Origin of the sequence: Pseudomonas sp. HN8-3, assembly GCF_020790195.1 — a bacterium.
GTDB classification, from domain to species: Bacteria; Pseudomonadota; Gammaproteobacteria; order Pseudomonadales; family Pseudomonadaceae; genus Aquipseudomonas; species Aquipseudomonas synxantha_A.
In genome coordinates, this window is the sequence record NZ_CP086206.1 from 3,304,879 (window position 1) to 3,322,708 (window position 17,830).

A 17,830-nucleotide genomic window follows, 5' to 3' on the forward strand; every position below is an offset into this window, starting at 1 on the left:
TCCTGCATACCACGCTCGTCCGTCGGACAAATCGCACATGCGGAACAAGGTCCTAGCGTAGGCGAAATTTTCAGGTAGATTATTTAAAATCTTTTTTAAAATAATTAATTCAATTTTCCTTTGCAATGGTGTTCTATCTAAAAGACAAAACAAAAAGAGGAGCACATCCGATGCCCACCCGCTTTCTATCTATGAGGCACGCCCATGACTGCCCACAGTGATTCAATTGACATTGCCATCATTGGCTCGGGGTTCGCTGGCCTGTGTATGGCGATCAAGCTCAAGGAGGCCGGGCTCACCGACTTCTTCATCGCCGAACAGGCCGAGACCCTCGGCGGTACCTGGCGCGATAACCACTACCCGGGTTGCGCCTGTGACGTGCAGTCCCATGTGTATTCATTTTCCTTCGCGCCCAACCCGGACTGGTCGCGACAGTTCGCGACACAACCTGAGATCCGCGCCTATCTGGAACACTGCGCCACACGTTTTGAGCTGGCGCCCTACCTGCGTTTTGGCATGGCCCTGCAACGTGCGGTGTTTGATGAGCAACAGCAGCGCTGGCACCTGAGCTTCAGCAATGGCCGCCAAGTCAGCGCACGGGTGCTGGTCTCGGCCATGGGCGGGCTGTCTCGCCCGGCGCTGCCGGATATCCCGGGGCTGGACAGCTTCAAGGGCAAGCGTTTTCACTCCCAGCAGTGGGACCATGACTACTCGTTGAAAGGCAAGCGCGTGGCCGTGATCGGCACCGGCGCCAGTGCCATCCAGTTCGTGCCGCAGATCGCGCCACAAGTGGCGCACCTGGACCTGTTCCAGCGCACGCCGCCCTGGATCATGCCCAAACCGGACCGGCCGATTTCAACGCTTGAACGCTGGCTGTTCAAACACTTGCCGTTCACCCAAAAGCTGGTGCGCGGCGCGTTCTATTGGGCACTGGAAGGCCGGGTGGTGGGTTTTGCCTTGCACCCACGCCTGATGAAGATGGTGCAGAAAATCGCCCTGCGGCATCTGCGCAAACAAGTGGCCCGCCCTTCCCTGCGCAAGACGCTGACGCCGGACTACACCATCGGCTGCAAGCGCGTGCTGATCTCCAATGACTACTACCCGGCGCTGTCGCGCAGTAATGTCGAGGTGGTCACCGACAGGGTGCTGCGCATCGAAGCTGATGGTGTGATCACCGCCGACGGGATCAAGCATCCCGCTGACTGCCTGATCTTCGGCACCGGCTTCCAGGCCAGCGACCCCTTGCCGCGAGACTGCATCATCGGCCGCGACGGCATCGACCTGATGGACGCCTGGAGCGACGGCGCCCATGCCTTCAAAGGCACCACCGTGCCGGGCTATCCCAACCTGTTTCTGATCGTCGGACCCAACACCGGCCTGGGGCATAACTCGATGATCCTGATGATCGAAGCTCAGGTCACCTACATCCTCGATGCCTTGAAACATATGCGGCGCCAGCGCATTGCCACGGTCGAGGTCAAACCCGCCGTAGAGCACGCCTACAACCACCAGTTGCAGGACAAGCTCAAGCGCACCATCTGGAACACCGGCGGCTGCCAGAGCTGGTACCTGGACCCACGCACCGGCAAGAACACCACGCTGTGGCCCGGTTCTACCTGGCGTTTCAAACAGCTCACCCGTCACTTTGCGCTCAAGGACTACGTCGCCAGCCCGTTGCCGGCGCCCGCTCTGCCACGTCCCGTACCAGCCCCTCACTCCGCCACAGAAGGCAGCCTGTCATGAAGTCATTCAATGGCCGCGTTGCGGCGATCACCGGTGCAGCCTCCGGCATGGGCCGCGCATTGGCTTTAGCCTTGGCACGCGAAGGCTGCCACCTGGCCTTGGCCGACAAGAACAGCCAGGGGTTGGAACAGACCCTGGAGCTGATCCGCACATCGACCTTGTCGCCCGTGACCGTTACCACGCAGGTGCTGGACGTCTCTGACCGCCAAGCCATGCAGGATTGGGCTGCACGCTGTGCCGCGGAACATGGCCAGGTCAACCTGGTGTTCAACAATGCCGGGGTGGCGCTGTCGAGTACCGTCGAAGGCGTGGACTACGCCGACCTGGAATGGATCGTCGGCATCAACTTCTGGGGCGTGGTGCATGGCACCAAGGCGTTCCTGCCGTATCTCAAGGCCAGCGGCGAAGGCCACATAGTCAATACTTCCAGCGTGTTCGGCCTGTTCGCCCAACCCGGCATGAGCGGTTACAACGCCACCAAGTTTGCTGTGCGCGGGTTCACCGAGGCTCTGCGCCAGGAACTCGACCTGCAACGCTGCGGCGTATCGGCCACCTGTGTGCACCCCGGTGGTATTCGTACTGATATCTGCCGCAGCAGCCGCATCGACGCGAACATGACCGGTTTTCTCATCCACAGCGAACAACAGGCCCGCGCCGATTTCGAAAAGCTGTTCATTACCGACGCCGACCAGGCCGCCAAAGTGATCCTGCTAGGTGTACGCAAAAACAAGCGCCGTGTGCTGATCGGCCGCGACGCCTATTTTCTCGACCTGCTCGCCCGTTGCCTGCCTTCGGCCTATCAGGCACTGGTGGTGTTTGCCAGCAAACGCATGGCGCCCAAGCCGCGCACACAGGTCTTTGAAACCAACGACCAGTCCCATCTCTGAACAGGAGGACGCAGCATGTTGCCGATCCGTCGCGATATCCGTTTTGCCTTGCCTGCCGAGCGCATCAAAGACTGGCATGAACAAGGGCCGGTGATCAGCCACTTCTTCAACGCCCTGTCGTTGCTGTTTCCCCAGGGCGAGCTGTTTTTCATGGACAGCGTGCGCCACTACCGCGGGCAGATCGACGATCCCGAACTGAAAAAGGAAATCCAGGGTTTCATAGGCCAGGAGGCCATGCACAGCCGCGAACATGTGGCCTATAACGACCTGCTGCAAGCGGCGGGCTTGCCGGCGCACACCCTCGACCGACGCCTGAAGTTCTTCCTCGACTTGCAGAAGAAACACCTGCCGCCGTCGTTCAACCTGGCGGTGACCATCGCCCTTGAGCACTACACTGCGATGCTGGCGGAAATCCTGTTGAGCGACCCCTCGCGCTTTGGTGATTCACTCAAGGGTTACCAGCAGATGTGGTATTGGCACGCCTTGGAAGAAACCGAACATAAAGCCGTAGCCTTCGATGTATGGAACCAGGTGATCAAACCCGGCCCCGCACGCTACCTGCTGCGCACCGGCACCATGCTGACCACCACCGTCATGTTCTGGCTAGTGGTGCTGGACTTCCACGTGCGGCTGTTGATTGCCGACCGCAGCTCGGGCGGCACGCTGAAGGGGCTGTGGCGCATGGTCAAATACTTGTACGGCCCCAAGGGCGTGTTCCCGCGGATGCTCAGGCCGTGGCTGCATTATTTCAAACCGGGGTTTCACCCCTGGGAACATGACAACCGCGCACGCCTGGCGGGCATAGATGGCTTGCTTGAAGAGATCGAGCGCACGCGGCGCGGCGCCAAAGGGGTGTAGCTACCGATGCCTATGCACGCCATGGGTGCTAGACCTTTGGCTGCAGCAGCAAGGCGACCAGGGCGCTCCACCCCGTTTGGTGCGACGCCCCCAACCCTCGCCCTGTCTCGCCATGAAAGTATTCATGAAACAACACCAGATCGCGGCTGGCCGGGTCCGCCTCCAGCTGCGCATACCCTGCCATGGATGGCCGCAGGCCATTTTCATCGCGCAGGAATAATCCGGTCAGGCGCTGGCTGAGGCTGTCGGCCACGTCTTCCAGCGACGCCAGATAGCCGCTGCCTGTGGGGTATTCCACTGAGAAGTTATCTGCGTAGTAGCGGTGAAATTCACGCAGCGATTCGATCAGCATGTAGTTCACCGGCATCCACAGCGGCCCGCGCCAATTGGAGTTGCCGCCGTACAGGCGAGAGTCGGATTCGCCGGGCTGGTAACTGGCGCACAGGGTGTCGCCATTCATCTTCAGCACCAGGGGTTGCTCTGCAAAGGTCTTGGACAAGGCGCGCACACCGAAGGTCGACAAGAACTCCTGGTCATCCAACATGCGGCGCAGCAAATCCTTGGTACGCTCGCCACGCAGCAACGCCAACAACAGGCGATTGCCCTGCCCCGGTTCGTTCCAGCGCGAGACCAGTTTGGCCAGGTCGGGCCGGTGATGCATAAACCCCAGCAGACGCTCGCGCAGGCCTTCCAAGCCTTCATGTTCGCGCTGTTCCAGCACCAGCACAGCGAACAGCGGCATCAGGCCGACGATAGACCGCAAACGCACCGGTTCGCTCTGGCCGTCGGGACGGTGCAGTACGTCGTAGAAGAACAGGTCCTGCTCATCCCACAAGCCTTCGGCACTGTCATCGACGCGGTTGATGGCGCCGGCGATATACAGGAAGTGCTCGAAAAACTTTACCGCAATGTCCACGTACACGGCGTTGCGCTTGGCCAGCTCCAGCCCGATGCGCATCAGGTCCAGGGCATAGGCCGCGACCCAGGCAGTGCCATCGGCCTGGTCCAACTGGTAACCCGGCGGCAGCGTGGCCGAGCGGTCGAACAAGGCGATATTGTCCAGGCCCAGAAAACCACCCTGGAACAGGTTGCGGCCTTCAGCGTCCTTGCGGTTGACCCACCAGGAAAAATTCAGCAGCAGCTTGTGGAAGATCCGCTCCAGAAAGTCCATATCGCCCACGCCGGTCAGCGCCTTGTCTTGCTGATACACGCGCCAGCTGGCCCAGGCATGCACTGGCGGGTTGGCATCGTCGAAGCGCCATTCGTAGGCGGGCAATTGGCCGTTGGGGTGCATGAAACGGTCTTTAACCAGCAACAGCAGCTGTTGCTTGGCGTAGCCGGGATCGATCAGCGCCATGGCCACCGCCTGGAAGCCTTGGTCCCAGGAGGCGTACCACGGGTATTCCCAGGTATCGGGCATGGACAGGATGTCGAAGTTGGACAGGTGCCGCCAATGGGTATTACGGAGATGCAGGCGCTCGGGCGGCGGCGCAGGCTGGGCCGGATCACCGTCGAGCCACTGGTTGACGTCGAAATAGTACAACTGCTTGGACCACAGCAAGCCGGCCAGGGCCTGGCGCTGCACATTGCGCGCATCGTCATTGGCGATACCCTGTTGCAGGGCTGCGTAGAAGTCATCGGCATCGCGGCGGCGCTGTTCGAACAACTTGCGTGCGTTGACCTCGGGGGCGTCCAGAGGGGCAAAGCGCAGATAGAGGCTTTTGCTTTCCAGGCCCGCCAGTTCAAGCGTGAACCGCGCCGCCACTTTGGTGCCCGAATCATGGCGGACCGCCGACTCCACACCCTCCACCACGTAATCGTTGATGCCATCCTTGAACGGCCCGGACGTCGGCTGCCCGCCCAGTTTGGCGAAGTTGCTCTCGTTTTCGCAGAACAACCATTGCCACCCATCCTGGCCCCAGGCGGTGAGCTGGCGATCGTCCATCTCATGATGACGGGCGAGCACGCGGTCGCCGTCCAGCGTCAACCTGGGTTTGGGCGCATCAAAGGTCCAGCTCCAGTCATTGCGCGCCCACAACTGGGGCAGCACCTGCAGACGTGTCGGCTGCTCCGAGCGGTTGTGCACGGTGACACGCATGAAAATATCGTCGGGCTGGTGCTTGGCGTATTCGACGCTGATGTCGCAGTAACGGTTGTCTTCAAACACGCCGGTATCAAGGATTTCATACTCGGTATCGCCCAGCCCACGGCGAGCGTTTTCAGCGATCAGGTCGGCATAGGGAAAGGCGGCATGGGGGTATTTGTAGAGCATGCGCATGTAGGCATGGCTCGGTACGCCATCGACGAAAAAGTACAGTTCCTTGACGTCTTCACCGTGGTTGCCTTCAGCGTTATTGAGGCCGAACAGGCGCTCCTTGAGGATCGCATCCCGTTCGTTCCACAGCGCCAGGCCCAGGCACCAGCGTTGTGCCTTGTCGCTGAAACCGGCCAGGCCGTCCTCGCCCCAGCGATAAGCGCGGCTGCGCGCCTGTTCATGGGGGAAGTAGGCCCAGGCGTCGCCATCGGCGCTGTAGTCTTCGCGCACGGTGCCCCATTGGCGTTCGCTCAAGTACGGGCCCCACTCACGCCAACGCTCGGCATCTTGCGTCGCCAGGCGCTGGCCTTCAATCGTGTCAAGCAGGCGGTTTGCGGGTACGGCCGTCATTGAGTCCTCCATCACCTACACAGTGAGGCGCAGTGTAGAACCCAATGGTGCCCGGTTGCACATGAAGACTCACAGCACCAGGCGTTGACAAGCCGCTGGGGCTGGGTTTGCTCCTGTTCATGGCATCTCATTCATTTGCAGAATGAAGTCCAGAGGAATCTTCGTTTGCAAGCCGGCCTGCGCCTCAACAAAATCGGGCAAAGGTCATTTTGCTCGCCACAGCCATCAGGAATTTTTCTATGCACGCCACTGCACATGTCAGCCCCGATGAGATCCGCAAGGGCTTTTCCAAGGCCATGTCCGACATGTACCGCGATGAAGTACCTCTGTACGGCGCGCTGCTGGAACTGGTGGCCCAAACCAATGCACGCGTACTCGACAGCCAACCTGAGCTGGTGCAGCAGTTGCAGCGCACCGGAGAAATCCAGCGCCTGGACATGGAGCGCCATGGCGCCATCCGCCTGGGCACTGCCGCAGAACTGGCGACCATCAGCCGCCTGTTCGCGGTCATGGGCATGCAACCGGTGGGCTACTACGACCTCACCCCCGCCGGTGTGCCGGTGCATTCCACGGCCTTTCGCGCCGTGCATGAGCACGCGCTGCAAACCAGCCCGTTCCGGGTGTTCACCTCGCTGCTGCGCCTGGAGCTGATCGAAAACCTGGAGCTGCGCGCTTTCGCCGAAAGTGCCCTGGCCAAGCGCTCGATCTTCACCCCCGGCGCCCTGGCGCTGATCGAACAGGCCGAAACACAGGGCGGCTTGAATGTCCGCGACGCCCAGGCTTTCATCGACGAGGCGCTGGAGACGTTCCGCTGGCATAACACCGCCACCGTGACAGGCGCGCAATACGAGCAACTGAGCAACCAGCACCGCCTGATCGCCGACGTGGTCGCCTTCAGGGGCCCGCATATCAACCATCTCACGCCACGCACCCTGGACATCGACCAGGTACAGGCCGCCATGCCCGGCAAAGGCATTACGCCCAAAGCCGTGATCGAAGGCCCACCACGGCGCCATTGCCCGATCCTGCTGCGCCAGACCAGCTTCAAGGCGCTCGACGAACCGATCGCGTTCACCGACGCCCACGGCAGCCACAGCGCACGCTTTGGCGAAATCGAACAACGCGGTGTAGCGCTCACGCCTAAAGGCCGCGCCCTGTACGACCAACTGCTGAACGCCGCCCGCGATGAACTCGGCGCGTTCCCCAACGAGGCCAACGCCGAGCGTTATGTGCAATTGATGGAACGGCACTTTACGGCGTTCCCGGATACCCCCGCACAGATGCGCGAGCAGGGCCTGGCGTACTTTCGTTACTTCGTTACCGCAAAAGGCCTGGCGGCACGCGGCCAGCCCGAGCAGCCGCGAACGTTGCAAGCGCTGGTCAACGCCGATCACGTGGCGGTGGAGCCATTGGTGTATGAGGATTTTCTGCCGGTCAGTGCGGCGGGGATTTTCCAGTCAAACCTGGGGGATGCGGCGCAAAGTCATTACGCGGCCAACGCCAACCAGGCGCAATTCGAACAGGCGCTGGGGCGCAAGACGATTGATGAGTTGCAGCTTTACGGCGAGACGCAGCAGCGTTCCATTGATGAATGCCTGGGCACACTGCTGGCCTGAAATAGGGTGTCCTCCCCGGCTCAGCGGCACAATCCTTGCGCCGCAACAGTCCCCAGAGCCGGGTGGACGGGGCGCATCATAAAGACACAGTCCTGCGATGTCCCGCATACAAATCTGAACAAATATTGCCGTTTTGCGCCTAGCCTAATCGCCCGGCGATTTCGTCCTTGATCAGCAGCCGTTTCTTCTTCAGGTTTTCCACTTTCTCATCGCTGGCACTGGCTTTTTCCGCCTCCAGCACATTCGCGTCGGCATCGTCATATTGAGTGAGCAGCGAATCCAGCCGTTTGTCGTCCGCCCTGCGCTTGTGAACGTCTTCCTTGCTGACACCCAAGTCCTCATACAGGTCGTGTTTCACTGGCATGGCGTACCTCCACAAATTGATCAATGGTCTACGCCCTTGAAGCTAGCCCATTCCAATGGGTCTTGTCATGTTTGAGGTCAATACAGTCCCGTTCGTCGTGCAGCATGCGATGGGATCAAACCTTTGCCGTGCCCTGCCCTCCACTGTAGATCGCCACCCGAGGGAGACAGGTTTCATGAATCACGCTGCCACTGCTGCCGACACTCAATGCATCAACACGCTTCGCACCCTGGCCATGGACGCTGTACAGAAGGCCAATTCGGGGCATCCGGGCACGCCCATGGGCCTGGCGCCGGTGGGTTATACGTTGTGGAGTCGCTTCCTGCGTTATCACCCCGAACATCCCGATTGGCCTAACCGTGACCGTTTTGTGTTGTCAGTGGGGCATGCGTCGATGCTGCTGTATTCGCTGTTGCATCTGGCCGGTGTGGTGGAGATTGACGCCCACGGCCAGCGCTCCGGCCAGCCGGCCATCAGCCTCGACGATATCAAGCAGTTCCGGCAGATGGGTTCCAAGACCCCAGGCCACCCCGAATACCGCATGACCACCGGCGTGGAAACCACCACCGGCCCGCTCGGCCAGGGCTGCGCCAACAGCGTGGGCATGGCCATGGCCCAGCGTTGGCTGGCCGAGCGCTTCAACCGCGACGGCCAGGTACTGTTCGACTACGACGTCTACACCCTGTGTGGTGACGGCGACATGATGGAAGGCATCAGCAGCGAGGCGGCCTCGATGGCCGGCCACTTGAAGCTGGATAACCTGTGCTGGATCTACGACAACAACACCATCAGCATCGAGGGCCACACTGAACTGGCCTTCAGCGAAGACGTGATCAAGCGCTTCCAGGCCTACGGCTGGCACACCCAGCACGTCACCGACGCCAATGACTTGCAGGCGTTGAGCGTGGCGCTGGAAACCTTCAAGGCCAATACCGGCGCGCCGACCCTGATCGTGGTCGACAGCGTGATCGGCTATGGCTCGCCGCACAAGCACAACACCGCCGCCGCCCACGGCGAGCCTCTGGGCGAAGACGAGATTCGCCTGACCAAGGCTGCCTATGGCTGGCCGCAGGATTCGAGCTTCCTGGTGCCCGACGAAGCCCGCACGGTACTGCGTGATGCCCTCTGCGAACGCGCCGAACCGCTGTTCGCCGAATGGAACCAGACCCTGGCATCCCTCGACCCGCAACGGGCCGATGAACTGCACCGAATGCGCGCCGGCGAAATGCCCGAGCAATGGCAGGCGCACCTGCCCAGCTTCGCCGCCGATGCCAAGGGCGTCGCCAGCCGGGCCTCCGGCGGCGAGGTATTGAATGCCTTCGCCCAACAGATCCCCTGGTTGCTGGGCGGCTCGGCGGATCTGTCGCCGTCGACCAAAACCAACCTGACGTTCGACGGCGCCGGGCGCTTCAGCGCCGATGACTACAGCGGGCGAAACCTGCACTTCGGCATCCGCGAGCACGCCATGGGCGCAATTGCCAATGGCATGGCGTTGTCCTACCTGCGCCCGTACACCTCGACCTTCCTGGTGTTCAGCGACTATATGAAGCCACCGATCCGCCTGGCGGCGATCATGGAATTGCCGGTGATTTTCGTGTTTACCCATGACTCCATCGGCGTGGGTGAAGACGGGCCGACGCACCAACCGATCGAACACCTGACCCAACTGCGCGCCACGCCAGGGCTGCTGACTCTGCGCCCGGGCGACGCCAATGAAACCCTGGAGTTGTGGAAGGTGGCCCTGGCGCAAACCCATCGGCCAAGCTGCGTGGTGCTGTCGCGCCAGGCGCTGCCAACCCTGGATCGCACCCAGTATGCGTGCGCCTCCGGTGCGGCCAAAGGTGCCTATGTAATGGCCGCTGCGGATAAGCCTGAAGTCATTCTGATCGCGACAGGCAGTGAGGTCAGCCTGGCGGTGGCTGCTTACGAGCAACTCAAGGGCGAAGGCGTGGCCGCGCAAGTGGTATCGATGCCGAGTTGGGAGTTGTTTGAAGACCAGGATCAAGCCTACCGCGACAGCGTCTTGCCGCCTGCGATAAAAGCGCGGGTGGTGGTGGAACAGGCGGGGCCCCTGGGTTGGGATCGCTATGTCGGGCAAACCGGTGCCAAGGTGGTGATGAACAGCTTTGGCGCGTCGGCGCCATTGGCCAAGTTGCAGGAGAAGTTCGGGTTTACCGTGGAGAATGTGGTGAAGCTGGCCAAGGAGCAGATCCAGCATAACCTCACTGACTAGCGCTTGGCTTAATGCGGGAGGGGGCTTGCTCCCTCCCACATTTGGTCATCAACAACTGCTAGATCAGCGCCTGGGTTAGATAAGGCGCGGTTCGGCTGTGCTTGCTTTTGGCAACCTTGTGCGGCGTACCACACGCCACCACCTTCCCGCCCAGGTCCCCTGCCCCCGGCCCGATATCAATGACCCAGTCACTCTGGGCCACCACGCGCATCTCATGCTCGACCACAACCACGGTATGCCCCGCATCGACCAGTTGATTCAACTGGCTGAGCAAGCGGTCGACATCCTTGGGGTGCAAGCCGGTGGTCGGCTCGTCGAGCACATACAACGTAGCGCCGCGGGCGTTGCGTTGCAGTTCGCTGGCGAGCTTGATGCGCTGGGCTTCACCGCCGGACAGTTCGGTGGCCGGCTGGCCAAGGCGCAGATAGCCCAGGCCGATATCGCGCAGCACCTGCAACGAGCGCAGTACGCCAGGCTGCTCGGCAAAGACTTCCACTGCCTGCTCGACCGTCAAGCCCAGTACCTGGGCGATGTTCAAACCCTGCCATTTGATCGCCAAGGTCTCGGGGTTGTAACGCGCACCGTGGCAAGTGGGGCACGGCGCGTACACGCTGGGCATAAACAGCAGCTCAACGCTGACAAAGCCTTCACCCTCGCAGTTCGGGCACCGCCCCTTGGCGACATTGAACGAAAACTGCCCGGCGTCGTAAGCGCGTTTCTTGGCCGCCGGCGTAGCGGCGAACAGCTTGCGCACGTTGTCGAACAGCCCGGTGTAGGTCGCCAGGTTAGAGCGCGGCGTGCGGCCGATAGGTTTCTGGTCCACCTGCACCAGGCGGCGAATGTGTTCCAGCCCGGCACTGATGCGCCCGCCACTGGCTTGCGGTGCGGCGTCTTCCAGGCTTGGCTCGTCGTCATTTTCCAGCACGCGCCCAAGGCCCGTGGCCACCAGTTCCAGCAACGCCTGGCTGACCAGGCTGGATTTGCCCGAGCCGGAAATACCGGTTACTGCGGTAAAGCAGCCCAGCGGGAAGTCCACCTTCAGGTCAAAGAGGTTATTGCGCGTCACGCCTTCGAGCTTCAGCCAGGCAGTGGGCTCGCGCCGCGCCACGTTGGCCGGGCGCTGTGGAGCAAACAGGTATTCACGGGTCTGCGACGCCTCGATAGCCTCCAACCCCGCAGGCGGCCCGCTGTACAGCACCTGCCCGCCATGCTCACCGGCTGCCGGGCCCACGTCGATCAACCAGTCGGCGCGGCGCATGGTTTCCAGGTCGTGCTCCACTACAAACAATGAATTGCCCGCGGCCTTCAAGCGCTCAAGCGCACTGAACAACGCTTCGCCGTCCGCCGGATGCAGGCCCGCCGAGGGCTCGTCCAGCACATAGATGACGCCAAACAACTGCGAGCCCAACTGGGTGGCCAGGCGCAAACGCTGCAACTCTCCGGAGGACAAGGTCGGCGTGCTGCGTTCCAGCGACAGATAGCCCAGGCCCAACTCGATCAGGGTGTTCACCCGTTCGAGCAAGTCCTGGGCGATGCGTTGGGCTGCCAGGCGCTTTTCCACCGACAATTTCATCTTGTCCTGCCCCGCCGCCACCGGCCGCAGCAATTGGGCCAATTGCGCCAGGGACAGTTGTGACAACTCTCCGATATCCACCCCGGCAAACTTCACCGACAGTGCCGCCTGGGTCAGGCGCTTGCCGTGGCATAACGGGCAGGCACTGCCTTGCATGAACTGCGACACACGCTTTTTCATGAGTGCGCTTTGGGTATGGGCGAAGGTGTGCAGGATGTAGCGCCGTGCGCCGCTGAAAGTGCCCTGGTAGCTGGGTTCGAGCTTGCGTTTCAACGCATCGCGGGTCTGCTGCGGGGTAAAGCCGGCGTATACCGGCACGGTGGGGGTTTCTTCGGTGAACAGGATCCAGTCGCGCTGTTTTTTCGGCAGGTCACGCCAGGGGATGTCGACGTCATAGCCCAGGGTCACAAGGATGTCGCGCAGGTTCTGGCCCTGCCAGGCCAGCGGCCAGGACGCCACCGCACGCTGGCGGATGGTCAAGGACGGATCGGGCACCATCAGCGCTTCGGTCACTTCATACACGCGGCCCAAGCCATGGCATTGCGGGCACGCGCCCTGGGGCAGGTTCGGGGAAAAGTCCTCGGCATACAGCATGGCCTGCCCCGGCGGGTAGCTGCCGGCGCGTGAATACAGCATACGGATCAAGCTCGACAGCGTGGTGACGCTGCCCACCGAAGAGCGCGCACTCGGCGTGCCACGTTGCTGTTGCAGGGCCACCGCCGGCGGCAAGCCCTCGATGCTGTCCACATCCGGCACGCCCACCTGGTCGATCAAGCGTCGCGCATAGGGCGCCACCGATTCGAAATAGCGACGCTGCGCCTCGGCATACACGGTGGAAAACGCCAGGGACGATTTGCCGGAGCCGGATACCCCGGTAAACACCACCAGGGCATCGCGTGGAATATCCACATCGACGTTACGCAGATTATGTTCACGGGCGCCACGCACCCTGACAAAGCCCGGTTGCTGGGCGGTAACCGCAGGGATGTTGCGCTGTGATGTCATGGGCAACCTTGTCTTGCACTGAGCACCCTGCGCACGCGTTGAGTCAGGGCATCGGGGCTGTAGGGTTTGCTCAGCAAGTGGATGTCGGCGCCGAGCAAATGATTGGAGGACAGGATGTCGCGGGTGTGGCCGGAGGTGAACAGCACCGCCACCGGCGGGTTCTGCGTACGCGCCCAAGTGGCCAGGTCAGTGCTCTTGACCCGGCCTGGCATCACCACGTCGGTGAAGATCAGGTCCGGCGCTGCGCCGCGCTGCAACACCTGCATCGCGCGGTCGCCGTCTTCGGCGGTCAATACGGTATAACCCGACTGCTGCAGCAACTCGACCACCGTCAGGCGCACGCCTTCGTTGTCCTCGACCACCAGGATGGTTTCCTGGCCGCCACCTTGCGGGTCCACGTCACTGTAGTCGTCGAGGCACTCGGGCTCCAGGCTGTGGGGGAAGTACATCTGCACCAGTGAGCCCTTGCCCTCCTCGCTCCACATATCCACATGCCCGCCGCTTTGGCGCACAAAACCAAACACCATGCTCAGCCCCAGACCGGTGCCGTGGCCTTCGCGTTTGGTGGTAAAGAAGGGTTCGAAGGCCCGCTTGAGGGTGGCCTGGGACATGCCCACACCGGTGTCGGCCACCGCCAGGCGCACGTACTCGCCGGGCTTGATGCTTTTGCCGATGCAATCGTCAGGGTTGAGGATGACGTTTTCCCCGGTGATCCGAATCACCCCTTCGCCCTGCATGGCATCCCGGGCGTTGATTGCCAGGTTGAGCAACGCGTTCTCCAGCTGGTTGCGGTCGACATTGATGCACCAGGAGTCCTGGGGTAATTGCACGTCGATATGGATGGTTTCCCCCAGCGCCCGTTGCAGCAACTCGCCCAGGCCGGCATAAATGCGCTGCGGGTTGTACACCGCGGGTGATAACGGTTGGCGACGGGCAAACGCCAGCAATTGCGATGACAACTTGGCCCCACGCTCGACTGCCGCGATGGCCGCGGTCACGCGACGTTGCACCTGGCAATTGTCCGGCTCATGCCGGGCAAGCAAATGCAGATTGCCGGCGATCACTTGCAGCAGGTTATTGAAGTCATGGGCCACGCCCCCGGTCAGGCCGCCAATCGCTTCCAGCTTTTGTGACTGGCGCAACTGGTCTTCGGCGGCAGAGCGCGCCTGCACCTCGGCGGCCACGCGTTGCTCCAGATTATGGGTAAGCTCCTGGCGCACCCGCTCGGACTTCACCAGCTCGGTGGTTTCCACCACAATCGCCAGCACGCCGGCCGGCTGCTGGTTGTCACCCGCCACCGGGCTGTAGTAGAGGTCCAGCCACACGCTTTCCGGTCGGCCGTGACGCGACAACACCAGTTCCTTGTTATTGAACGACAAGGTACCGCCCGCCAGGCACGTATCCACCACATGCCGATTGAACTCGGCCACTTCCGGCCAGCCCAGTTCCACCGGCGTGCCCAACAGGTAAGGATGGCGCCCGCCGGCAAATGCCGAATAGCTGTCGTTGTAGATCATGTACCCCGCCCGCCCCCACAGCATCACCATCGGTACGGGTGAGGCCAGCATCATTTGCACGGTGCAAGCCAGGCTTGTGGACCACTGATCCAAAGGGCCAAGGTCGGTAGTTGACCAGTCAAAGGTGCGTATCCGCTGAGCCATTTCGCCGGCCCAGCCTTCACAGCCGTGGGGGTTGGATAAAAATTGCATCATTGGGCTCTGTGCGCAGGAGAGGACGATCGCAAGTTTTGGAGCGCGCCGACGGTGGATGGTTTCATCTTGTGTACGCTGGAATGCAGAAACCACTGAACTCAATGAAAATCCCGGCTGCGCACCACCATGCCATCCAACAGCGGCGTCAAATCGGTCAGGCGCCCTGCGATCAAATGCCGCACCTCGCCCACCGCCTCCCAGCGCCCATCCACCTTGAGCAGGCGCGACCCCACCAGCGCCCGGCGCTGGCGCTCGGCCAGGTCGCGCCAGACCACTACATTGAGGTTGCCGAACTCATCTTCGAGGGTGACAAAGGTCACGCCACTGGCCGTACCAGGGCGCTGGCGACCGGTCACCAACCCGGCGATGCTCACATTGCGCCCATGCTCCACCGCCAGCAACTCTTGGGAACTGCGGCAGCGTCGCTTGCGCAGCTCGGCGCGCAACAAGGCCAAGGGGTGCGGCCCAAGGGTGGTGCCCAGCGTGGCGTAATCGGCTTGCAGGTCCTCGCCTACGCTGGGCGCGGGTAATGCCACCACGGTTTCATCCTGACCTGGCTGGCCGGCAAACAAGCCGAGCTGCTTGTGCACACCGGCCACGTCCCAGCGCGCCTGGTGTCGGTTGCCGGCCAGGGCGCGCAATGCACCGGCATCCGCCAGCAGCGCCTGGGCCCGGGCATCCAGGCCGGCGCGTGCGTCCAGGTCGGCGATGTCGCTGAACGGTTGCCGGTGGCGTGCGGCTTCGATACGCCGCCCGTCGTCCTCGCGAAACCCCGAGATCATGCGCAAGCCCATACGAATCGCCGGTTGCTGGCCATCGATGGGCTCCAGGCTGCAATCCCAGTCACTGGCCTGCACATCCACCGGGCGAATCTGCAAGCGATGGCGCCGGGCGTCCTGCAGGATCTGGTCCGGGCTATAGAAACCCATGGGCCAGCTGTTGATCAGGGCGCAGGCAAAGGCCGCCGGTTCATGGCATTTGAGCCAGCAACTGGCGTAGGTCAACAGGGCAAAACTGGCCGCGTGGGACTCGGGGAAACCATAGCTGCCAAAGCCTTTGATCTGCTCGAAAATCTGCGCGGCAAAGGCTTCGGTGTAGCCGTTGCCGAGCATACCGTCGCGCAGCCGCTTCTGGTGCGGCTCCAGGCCGCCGTGACGTTTCCAGGCGGCCATGGAGCGGCGCAGCTGGTCGGCCTCGCCAGGGCTGTAGTCGGCGGCGACCATCGCGATCTGCATCACTTGTTCCTGGAATAAAGGGATACCCAAGGTGCGTTTGAGCACGGCCTCCAATTCGGGTGAAGGATAGGTTTCTGCTTCCTCTTTGTTTCTGCGGCGCAAATACGGATGCACCATGCCGCCCTGAATCGGCCCAGGGCGCACGATGGCGACTTCGATCACCAGGTCATAGAACGTTTGCGGCTTGAGCCTGGGCAACATCGACATCTGCGCCCGCGATTCGATCTGGAACACGCCGATGGTGTCAGCCTTGCTGATCATGGCGTAGGTCGCCGGATCCTCCTTTGGGATGCCTGCCAGGCTCAAATCCAGGTTGCGATGCCGACGCAGTAAATCGAAACAGCGGCGGATTGCGCTGAGCATACCGAGGGCGAGGATATCCACCTTGAGCAGGCCGACGGCGTCGAGGTCATCCTTGTCCCACTGGATGATGGTGCGCTCGGCCATGGCCGCATTTTCCACTGGCACCAGGGTGTCCAGCGGGTATTCGGAAATCACGAAACCGCCGGGGTGCTGGGACAGGTGCCGGGGAAAGCCGATCAGTTGCCGGGTGAGCGTCAACACGCGGCGCAGCAGTGGGCTGTCCGGATCGAAACCGCTTTCACGCAGGCGTTCAAGAGGTGGCGCGTCATCACTCCAGCGCCCGCAGCAGTCGGCCAACGCGTTGATCTGGTCTGGTGGCAGCCCGAGGGCCTTGGCTACATCGCGCACTGCGCCGGCGGCGTGGTAGCTGCTGACCACCGCCGTCAACGCTGCACGATTGCGGCCGTAGCGCTGGAATACGTATTGCAGCACTTCTTCGCGGCGCTCGTGCTCGAAGTCTACGTCGATGTCCGGCGGTTCATTGCGCTCTTTGGAAAGGAAGCGCTCGAACAGCAAGTCGCTCAAGCTCGGGTTGATTTCGGTGATACCCAAGGCAAAACACACCGCCGAATTGGCCGCCGAGCCACGGCCCTGACACAGGATCGAGCGGCTGCGGGCGAAGCGCACGATGTCGTGCACCGTGAGGAAATAACTTTCGTAGCCCAACTCGCTGATCAGCAGCAGCTCCTTGTCGATCTGCTGCAAGGTCTTGGCATCGACGCCCTCGGGCCAGCGCCGGGCAATGCCTTCTTCGGTCACCGCACGCAACCAGGAGGCGGCGTCATGACCTGTCGGCACCAGTTCGCGTGGGTAGTGATAGCGCAACTGGCTGAGGTCGAAGGTACAACGCCGCGCAATCGCCAGGGTTTCGTCAAGCAGCGCTTGCGGGTACAGCGCGGTCAGGGCATCGAGGCTGCGCAAGTGCCGTTCGCCATTGGGATGCAACAAGGTACCGGCGTCGGCCACCGCGACGTGATGGCGGATGGCGGTCATGGTGTCTTGCAGGGCACGGCGGCCACGAGCATGCATGTGCACATCGCCGCAAGCCACCGCCGGGATCTGCAACCGGGCGGCCAGGTTCAGACGCTGCTCCAGGTGGCGCCCATCGTCCTGGCCGCAATGCAACTGCACTGCCAGCCACAGGCGCCTGTTGAAAGTGCGGCACAGCCATTGGATCGAGGCCTGGGTGTCATGGTCCTGCGCCACCCACAGCGCCAACAGGCCGGGCAATGGTTGCTCGAAGTCTTCCTGCAGCAGGCGGTAACGGCCTTTTTCAGCACGGCGACGGGCCAGGGTGATCAGACGGCACAGATGCTGGTAGCCGTTGAGGTCTTGCACCAGCAGCACCAGTTTGGGGCCGTTTTCGATGCGCACTTCACTGCCGATAATCAGCGGCAAATCCACCGCTTTCGCTGCTTGCCAGGCCCGTACGATGCCCGACAAGGTGCATTCATCAGTGATTGCCAGGGCGCTGTAGCCCTGGTGTTTGGCCCGCTGGAACAGCTCCAGTGCACTGGAGGCACCGCGCTGGAAGCTGAAGTTGGACAGGCAATGCAGTTCGGCGTAACTCATGCGC

General features: G+C 62.0%; 10 protein-coding genes. 5 read left to right on the forward strand and 5 right to left on the reverse strand.

Features of this window, described 5'->3' with window-relative positions; genetic code table 11:
• Positions 1 to 204: 204 nt before the first annotated feature.
• From LJX92_RS14465 to LJX92_RS14475, 3 genes are read left to right on the forward strand one after another with little or no spacing between them, the layout of a single operon-like run.
• A complete protein-coding gene (locus tag LJX92_RS14465; protein ID WP_228308464.1) occupies positions 205 to 1,743 on the forward strand; it encodes a flavin-containing monooxygenase in 1,539 nt (512 codons plus the stop codon).
• Positions 1,740 to 2,630 (forward strand): SDR family NAD(P)-dependent oxidoreductase, encoded by an 891-nt coding sequence (locus LJX92_RS14470; RefSeq protein WP_005787815.1) that lies wholly within the window; start codon positions 1,740 to 1,742, stop codon positions 2,628 to 2,630. The genes LJX92_RS14465 and LJX92_RS14470 overlap by 4 nt, the downstream gene beginning before the upstream one ends.
• A 15-nt stretch (positions 2,631 to 2,645) precedes the next feature.
• Positions 2,646 to 3,488 (forward strand): metal-dependent hydrolase, encoded by an 843-nt coding sequence (locus LJX92_RS14475; protein ID WP_103734973.1) that lies wholly within the window; start codon positions 2,646 to 2,648, stop codon positions 3,486 to 3,488.
• A 28-nt stretch (positions 3,489 to 3,516) separates the two neighbouring features.
• Here the strand turns inward: LJX92_RS14475 and LJX92_RS14480 are convergent, their stop codons facing one another.
• Complete coding sequence (locus LJX92_RS14480) at positions 3,517 to 6,153, reverse strand: MGH1-like glycoside hydrolase domain-containing protein (RefSeq protein ID WP_228308465.1); 2,637 nt, start codon at positions 6,151 to 6,153, stop codon at positions 3,517 to 3,519.
• 239 nt (positions 6,154 to 6,392) lie between these two features.
• Between LJX92_RS14480 and LJX92_RS14485 the strand changes: the two genes are divergently transcribed.
• Positions 6,393 to 7,769 carry a VOC family protein gene (locus tag LJX92_RS14485; protein ID WP_228308466.1) on the forward strand — a complete coding sequence of 459 codons (1,377 nt, stop codon included), beginning with the start codon at positions 6,393 to 6,395 and terminating at the stop codon, positions 7,767 to 7,769.
• A gap of 139 nt (positions 7,770 to 7,908) precedes the next feature.
• Here LJX92_RS14485 and LJX92_RS14490 read toward each other — a convergent pair whose 3' ends face one another.
• Positions 7,909 to 8,133 carry a DUF465 domain-containing protein gene (locus LJX92_RS14490; RefSeq protein ID WP_032880801.1) on the reverse strand — a complete coding sequence of 75 codons (225 nt, stop codon included), beginning with the start codon at positions 8,131 to 8,133 and terminating at the stop codon, positions 7,909 to 7,911.
• Positions 8,134 to 8,308: 175 nt separating this feature from the next.
• On the opposite strand from LJX92_RS14490, the gene tkt reads away from it, so the two are divergent.
• Positions 8,309 to 10,366, forward strand: a complete 2,058-nt coding sequence (tkt, locus tag LJX92_RS14495; protein WP_032880799.1) for a transketolase — start codon at positions 8,309 to 8,311, stop codon at positions 10,364 to 10,366.
• A 58-nt stretch (positions 10,367 to 10,424) separates the two neighbouring features.
• Here tkt and uvrA read toward each other — a convergent pair whose 3' ends face one another.
• The 3 genes from uvrA to LJX92_RS14510 form a co-directional block, all read right to left on the reverse strand.
• Positions 10,425 to 12,944 (reverse strand): excinuclease ABC subunit UvrA, encoded by a 2,520-nt coding sequence (gene uvrA, locus LJX92_RS14500; RefSeq protein WP_228308467.1) that lies wholly within the window; start codon positions 12,942 to 12,944, stop codon positions 10,425 to 10,427.
• Positions 12,941 to 14,653, reverse strand: a complete 1,713-nt coding sequence (locus LJX92_RS14505; protein ID WP_148853906.1) for an ATP-binding protein — start codon at positions 14,651 to 14,653, stop codon at positions 12,941 to 12,943. The genes uvrA and LJX92_RS14505 overlap by 4 nt, the downstream gene beginning before the upstream one ends.
• 101 nt (positions 14,654 to 14,754) lie before the next feature.
• A complete protein-coding gene (locus tag LJX92_RS14510) occupies positions 14,755 to 17,826 on the reverse strand; it encodes an error-prone DNA polymerase (protein ID WP_228308468.1) in 3,072 nt (1,023 codons plus the stop codon).
• Between the last annotated feature and the right edge of the window lie 4 nt (positions 17,827 to 17,830).